At 61.9% G+C, this 6,143-nt stretch carries 7 protein-coding genes; all 7 read right to left on the bottom strand.

All coding sequences use genetic code 11. The features are described from left to right. On the bottom strand, positions 1-206 hold a 206-nt coding region (locus CRO75_RS10020; protein WP_143503905.1), incomplete at its 3' end, for a transposase. A gap of 575 nt (positions 207-781) precedes the next feature. Next, on the bottom strand, positions 782-1,309 hold the full coding sequence (gene ppa, locus CRO75_RS10010) for an inorganic diphosphatase (RefSeq protein WP_062824479.1): 528 nt from the start codon (positions 1,307-1,309) through the stop codon (positions 782-784). Positions 1,310-1,573: 264 nt separating this feature from the next. After that, complete coding sequence (locus tag CRO75_RS10005; RefSeq protein ID WP_097135122.1) at positions 1,574-2,383, bottom strand: M90 family metallopeptidase; 810 nt, start codon at positions 2,381-2,383, stop codon at positions 1,574-1,576. Between the two features lie 5 nt (positions 2,384-2,388). After that, positions 2,389-3,045 (bottom strand): DedA family protein, encoded by a 657-nt coding sequence (locus tag CRO75_RS10000; protein WP_097135121.1) that lies wholly within the window; start codon positions 3,043-3,045, stop codon positions 2,389-2,391. A 252-nt stretch (positions 3,046-3,297) separates the two neighbouring features. Further along, positions 3,298-3,756 carry a GNAT family N-acetyltransferase gene (locus CRO75_RS09995; protein ID WP_009051056.1) on the bottom strand — a complete coding sequence of 153 codons (459 nt, stop codon included), beginning with the start codon at positions 3,754-3,756 and terminating at the stop codon, positions 3,298-3,300. Positions 3,757-3,863: 107 nt separating this feature from the next. Beyond that, complete coding sequence (gene eutC, locus CRO75_RS09990) at positions 3,864-4,688, bottom strand: ethanolamine ammonia-lyase subunit EutC (protein ID WP_097135120.1); 825 nt, start codon at positions 4,686-4,688, stop codon at positions 3,864-3,866. 10 nt (positions 4,689-4,698) lie between these two features. After that, the gene (locus CRO75_RS09985) at positions 4,699-6,093 is read right to left on the bottom strand and encodes an ethanolamine ammonia-lyase subunit EutB (protein ID WP_097135119.1); all 1,395 of its coding nucleotides are present in this window, start codon (positions 6,091-6,093) and stop codon (positions 4,699-4,701) included. Positions 6,094-6,143: the final 50 nt, after the last annotated feature.

The raw sequence follows: 6,143 nt of genomic DNA, 5'->3' as shown, positions 1-6,143 counted from the left end.
TCCGCTCGCAGTCGACGCAGTTCAGCGTGCTGGTCATCGTCTTGCTGCCGTTCTTCTTGAGGTTTGCTGTAGCGCTTTATCCACGCATAGAGGCTATGCGTCGACACACCAAGACGGGCCGCTACGTCAGCGACGGGAAGCTTCTTTTCGGTCACTTGATTGACCGCTTGGATTTTGAATTCTTCGGGATAACGCGGGTTGCTCATGGCACCTCCTGATTGGCCTCATTTTAAGGCATGGAGGTGTCTACGAAACCCGGGGCGATTCAGACCACTACAGTGGCGTTGAACACCATTGGACAGAGAAATGCCTTATGGCCCCGGAATAGAGAGGCTAGCAGTTGATTTTTCAGATTGGATAGGATTATTTCGGACAATTAAAAAGCCGGCTTGTGGCCGGCTTCTCGGGGACTGGCTTGGTTCATTTTTGGTAAACCGCACCAGCCTGCAAAACGTACACCCAGCTCTTGCGGCTGGCTGTGGGACTTGGCGAGAAAATCATCTGCCGCGTCGGGCGGATCTGACCGGTTGAACAGGTCGATGCGCAAAGGTGGGGCGCAGCATACTGATATTCGAAGAGAATTCCCAGCGCAAAGCGTTAGCCGGAGCCTGTGACGAGGGCAAAAAGCAGGGGCGTTTTGTATCGGAGGGCGTTGTTGGCGGGGAATGGGCTGTTGTTATGGGGGCTGTTATCGCGGGCAAGCCTCACTCCTACGGGGGAGGGGGCATTCGACGGGCATAAAAAAGCCCCGGGTCAGCGGGGCTTTTTATTGAAGGGGTGCTTAGCCTTTGTAGGCGGCAACCGACTTCAGGATCGCGGCGCGGGCGGCGTCGGCGCCGTCCCAGCCTTCGATCTTCACCCATTTGCCTTTTTCGAGATCTTTGTAGTTCGCGAAGAAGTGCTCGATCTGCTGAATCAGCAGCGGCGGCAGGTCGGTGTATTCCTTCACGTCGACATACAGCTGGGACAGCTTGTCGTGTGGAACAGCGATGACTTTGGCATCGCCGCCGCCGTCGTCGGTCATGTTCAGGATGCCGACCGGACGGGCGCGGATCACCGAGCCTGGAGCCACTGGGTAAGGGGTCACGACCAGCACGTCGAGGGGATCGCCGTCGTCCGCCAGGGTGTTCGGGATGTAGCCGTAGTTGGCCGGGTAGAACATCGGGGTGGCCATGAAACGGTCAACGAACAGGCAATCACTGTCTTTGTCGATTTCGTATTTGATCGGCGCGTGGTTGGCCGGAATCTCGATTGCGACGTAGATGTCGTTCGGCAGGTCTTTGCCAGCCGGAATCTTGCTGTAGCTCATTGGGCGATGCCCCCGTTAGTTGACCAAAATGTCTTGGCCGGATTGACCAAAAAGTGGCGGCGATTATAGGCATATTCCAAGGGCTATGCCACGCACCGAAGGACGTATGGACGCCTTGGGCCAAACGCCGCGAACCCTGTGCAGGAGCCGTCGGTCGACGCTCGATTGCTTGCGAAAAGCAGAGTCGCCGCAGCCTGTTTAGTTCAGAGACACCCGTCAGAATCGACGATTATTTCGCCAGCGGGCGCGTTCCGGCAGGACGCCTCAGTGTTGCTGGTAGTGCGGGTCGCTGGCCTGCAATTGCTGGAGCCGGGCCAGGGGATTCTGCCGGTAAAACAGCTGCAGTTGCTGGTAGACCTTCGGATAGGCCTCGTGCAGCAGATCCGGGGCGCTGAAGAAGTATTCGCTGGTGACGGCGAAGAATTCCGCGGGGTTTTCCGCGGCGTAAGGGTCGATGGCGGTTTCGGCGTCCGGGTTGTGGTCTAGCTGGTGGTTGAGGTCGTCGTAGGCCGCCTGCATCACCTGCGCCCAGTCACTGATGCGCATGTCGCTGTGCAGCGGCGGCAGGCCGTTGGCGTCGCCGTTGAGCATGTCCAGCTTGTGCGCCAGCTCGTGGATCACCAGGTTGTAGGCTTCCCAGCCGCCGCTGGCGAGCACGCCGGGCCAGGCCAGGATGATCGGGCCCTGTTGCCAGGCTTCGCCGCTGTGTTCGCCGTCCCATTCATGTTCGACGCCACTGGCGTCGCGATGGCGCTGGGGGCTGAGGAAGTCGTCGGGGTAGAGGACGATTTCGTGAAAGCCCTGGTACCAGTTCAAATCCCCCAGGTGCAGCAGCGGCAGCTGAGCCTGGGCGGCCAGCAGCAAGCGCTCGAACTGGTGCAGTTCGACCCCGGGCAGGGCGCTCAGGTGCTTGTCGTCGAGAAACAGGACGCTGGTTTCCCGCAGCCATTGGTCCTCGGCATCGCTCAGGCCGTCGAGAAAGGGCAGGTGCTGGCGCACCCGTTGCCACATTTCATCGGCAACCGGGTGCTTGGCCAGCCGACGCCGGCGGCGCCAGGTACTGAGGGGCCACATAGCGATCAGTGGCTTTCAGCCTTTGCCGCCGAGCGGCCCAGGCGGCTGCGCACCACGCCGATGATCATCGGCACCAGCGACAGCAGGATGATGCCCACCACCAGCAGCGACAGGTTTTTCTTGATGAACGGCACGTTGCCGAAGAAGTAGCCCAGGGTCACCAGACCGCCGACCCACAGGATGGTGCCGGCCACGCTGAAGGCGAAGAAGCGCGGGTACGGCATCTTGGCCACGCCGGCGACGAAGGGTGCGAAGGTACGGATGATTGGCAGGAAACGCGCCAGGGTCACGGTTTTGCCGCCGTGGCGGTCATAGAAATCGTGGGTCTTTTGCAGGTAGTCGCGGCGGAAGATTTTCGAGTTCGGGTTGCTGAACAGTCGCTCGCCCACCGTTCGCCCGATGATGTAGTTGGTGCTGTCGCCGAGAATCGCCGCCAGCATCAGCAGGCTGCCGAGCAGCACCGGGTCCATGGCGCCACCGGCAGCGACCGCGCCGGCGATGAACAGCAGGGAGTCGCCCGGCAGGAATGGCGTCACCACCAGGCCGGTCTCGCAGAAAATCACCAGGAACAGGATGGCGTAGATCCATGGCCCGTAGTTGGTCACCAACATGTCGAGGTAAACGTCGAGATGGAGGATGAGGTCGATCGGGTTGAAATCCATTAGGGCACCTGTGGTGATGGCCCGACTCTGCAGGCCTGTGCGATGACTGGGGCGAAAACTTACAGCTGGCGCAGATTCATCTTACGCCCCGAAAAGGTCAGCATTATAAGACCTGATAGGTGAAATTGGCGTTGAGTTTGTAGCGAGGGATGTCTTGACGGCGCAGGCTGGCCAAAGGCGAAAGATCGTGGCCTTCGGCAGCGTCTTTGCAGGCGCTGTCGAAGGTTGTGAGCGGGAGGTTTGAGATGGGGGTTAATCGTCGCTGATCGGCAATATGTAGTTCTTGAACTCGGTATCTTCGCGAAAACCGATGGATTCATAGGTTTTCTGCGCCACTTCATTGTCACTGCTGGTGGAGACACGCATGCGCACAGCATGGGTGTCCTTGGCCATTTTCTTCGCGGTGCGGATCAGATTGTCGGCCACCAGCTGGCGGCGAGCGTCTTCGGCGACATAGATGTCGTTGAGGATCCATACGCGCTTCAGGGACAGAGAGGAGAAGCTGGGGTAGAGCTGGCAGAAACCGAGGAGTTTCTTGTCGTCATCGTCGGGCAGGGCCAGGTAGATCACCGATTCCTTGCGGCGCAGACGCTTTTCCAGGAAGGCCCGGGACGAGTCCGGAAAAGGCAGGGCGCCATAGAACTCGCGGTATTTGACGAACAGGGGCGTTAACAGATCCAGGTGTTCGAGGGTTGCTTGAGTAATCCGCATGAGTTGTCCTCAACTTCGAATGGATACGACGGCAAACGGTTCATTACTCGGGCAGCCGTGTTTCGATGCTGCCTAAAGCCTGGAAAAAGCGCAATCGTCTCGAAAAGTCATGGCTTTGCAGGCCCCAGCAGGAAATTGCCCTTGAGGGTGTCGGGCGCGTCGCTGTCCAGGGTGTTCACCTGGGCCTCGTCTTTCAGATTGACCCCCGAGAGCTGCCGCCTGCAGGCCTCGCGCATCAGATACAGCAAGCGGTGGGCCGCCATGCCGTAGCTCAGGCCCTCCAGGCGCACGTTGGAAATGCAGTTGCGATAGGCATCGGTGAGCCCGATCTTCGGGTTGTAGGTGAAATACAGCCCCAGGCTGTCCGGTGAGCTGAGGCCCGGGCGTTCACCGATCAGGATCACGGTCATTTTCGCCCCGAGCAGCTCGCCGATCTCGTCGGCCACCGCCACCCGGCCCTGTTCCACCAGGATGACCGGCGACAGCGACCAGCCTTCGGCCTCGGTCTGTTCTTCGAAGCGGGCGAGAAACGGCAGGGTATGGCAATGCACCGCCAATGCCGACAGACCGTCTGCCACCACTACGGCCAGATCCACCCCGCCCGGGTTGGCGCAGGCGTACTCGCGCAGGGCCTGGGCCGACGCGTCGCTGAGCTTGCGCCCCAGGTCCGGGCGTTGCAGGTAGCTGTGGCGATCGCTGGCGGCGCTGTGCAGCAGCAGGCTGTCGCGGCCGCGTTCGGCCAGTTGGCTGCTCAGCCCGGCATGGTCGAAGGGCAGGTGCACCGCATCGCGGGCCTGGGCGTGGGCGAACTGGAAGTCCAGCTGGGCGCCGGTGGGCAGGCTGGTGCCGGTGCGGCCCAGGGCGATACGCGCCGGGGTCAGGCGGCGCAGCTCCAGCCAGGGGTTCTGGCTGTCGGTCGGATGTTTGTCCATGAGCCTGTCCTTACTGAAGCTGTGCCAGCGCCTGGCGGAAGGCCGGCGGCAGGTTGTGGCCGAACTGCACCTTGCCGTCGGGCTGGGTGAAGATGCCGGTTTTCGCCAGCCACTGCTCGAACTCCGGCGCCGGTTTCAGGCCCTGGGTCTGGCGGGCGTAGAGCGCGTCGTGAAAGGAGGTGGTCTGGTAGTTGAGCATGATGTCGTCGGAGCCGGGGATACCCATGATGAAGTTGATCCCGGCCACGCCCAGCAGGGTCAGCAGGGTGTCCATGTCGTCCTGGTCGGCTTCGGCGTGGTTGGTGTAGCAGATGTCGCAACCCATGGGCACGCCCAGCAGCTTGCCGCAGAAATGGTCTTCCAGGCCGGCGCGGATGATCTGCTTGCCGTTGTACAGGTACTCCGGGCCGATGAAGCCGACCACGGTGTTCACCAGGAACGGCTTGAAGTGCCGGGCCACGGCATAGGCGCGGGTTTCGCAGGTCTGCTGGTCGACGCCGAAGTGGGCGTTGGCCGACAGCGCGCTGCCCTGGCCGGTCTCGAAATACATCAGGTTCTGCCCCAGGGTGCCGCGCTTGAGGCTCAGGCCGGCCTCGTAGCCTTCCTGCAACACATTGAGGTTGATGCCGAAGCTGGCGTTGGCCGCCTCGGTGCCGGCGATCGACTGGAACACCAGGTCCAGCGGCACGCCACGGTTGATCGCCTCGATGGAGGTGGTGACGTGGGTCAGCACGCAGGCCTGGGTGGGAATTTCATAACGCTGAATGATGGCGTCGAGCATTTCCAGCAGGGCGCAGATCGAGGCGATGCTGTCGGTGGCCGGGTTGATGCCGATCATGGCGTCGCCGTTGCCGTAGAGCAGGCCGTCGAGAATGCTCGCGGCGATGCCCGCCGGCTCATCGGTCGGGTGGTTGGGCTGCAGGCGGGTCGATAGTCGCCCACGCAGGCCCAGGGTGCCGCGGAACCGGGTGACCACACGGATCTTCTGCGCCACCAGTACCAGGTCCTGGACACGCATGATCTTCGACACGGCAGCGGCCATTTCCGGGGTTAGCCCGGGTGCCAGGGCGCGCAGGCTCTGTTCGTCGGCGGCGTCACTGAGCAGCCAGTCGCGAAAGCCGCCGACCGTGAGGTGGCTGACGGTGGCGAAGGCGGCCTTGTCGTGGGTGTCGATGATCAACCGGGTGACTTCGTCGGTTTCGTAGGGAATCAGTGCTTCTTCGAGGAAGTGCTTGAGCGGAATGTCCGCCAGGGTCATTTGCGCGGCGACCCGCTCGCCGTCGTTGAGGGCGGCGACGCCGGCCAGGAAGTCCCCGGAGCGCGCCGGGCTGGCCTTGGCCATGACCTCCTTGAGGCTGTCGAAGCGGTAGGTCTGGGCGCCGACGGTGTGGGCGAAACTTGCCATACAGGTTCTCCGTGACGACGCAGGGGCGTGGCCCCTGCGTCGAGGTTTTC

The sequence above is a fragment of the Pseudomonas sp. LAMO17WK12:I10 genome (genome assembly GCF_900215185.1).
GTDB classification, from domain to species: Bacteria; Pseudomonadota; Gammaproteobacteria; order Pseudomonadales; family Pseudomonadaceae; genus Aquipseudomonas; species Aquipseudomonas chlororaphis.
The sequence above is the reverse complement of the archived record's forward strand: the minus strand, read 5'-3'. Positions and strand labels throughout refer to the sequence as shown.

What these genes read in the sequence shown, in the direction of transcription:
- ppa (WP_062824479.1), bottom strand. Translation starts at nt 1,309, where the DNA reads ATGAGCTACAGCAAGATTCCGGCTGGCAAAGACCTGCCGAACGACATC.
- CRO75_RS10005 (WP_097135122.1), bottom strand. Translation starts at nt 2,383, where the DNA reads ATGTGGCCCCTCAGTACCTGGCGCCGCCGGCGTCGGCTGGCCAAGCAC.
- CRO75_RS10000 (WP_097135121.1), bottom strand. Translation starts at nt 3,045, where the DNA reads ATGGATTTCAACCCGATCGACCTCATCCTCCATCTCGACGTTTACCTC.
- CRO75_RS09995 (WP_009051056.1), bottom strand. Translation starts at nt 3,756, where the DNA reads ATGCGGATTACTCAAGCAACCCTCGAACACCTGGATCTGTTAACGCCC.
- eutC (WP_097135120.1), bottom strand. Translation starts at nt 4,688, where the DNA reads ATGGACAAACATCCGACCGACAGCCAGAACCCCTGGCTGGAGCTGCGC.
- CRO75_RS09985 (WP_097135119.1), bottom strand. Translation starts at nt 6,093, where the DNA reads ATGGCAAGTTTCGCCCACACCGTCGGCGCCCAGACCTACCGCTTCGAC.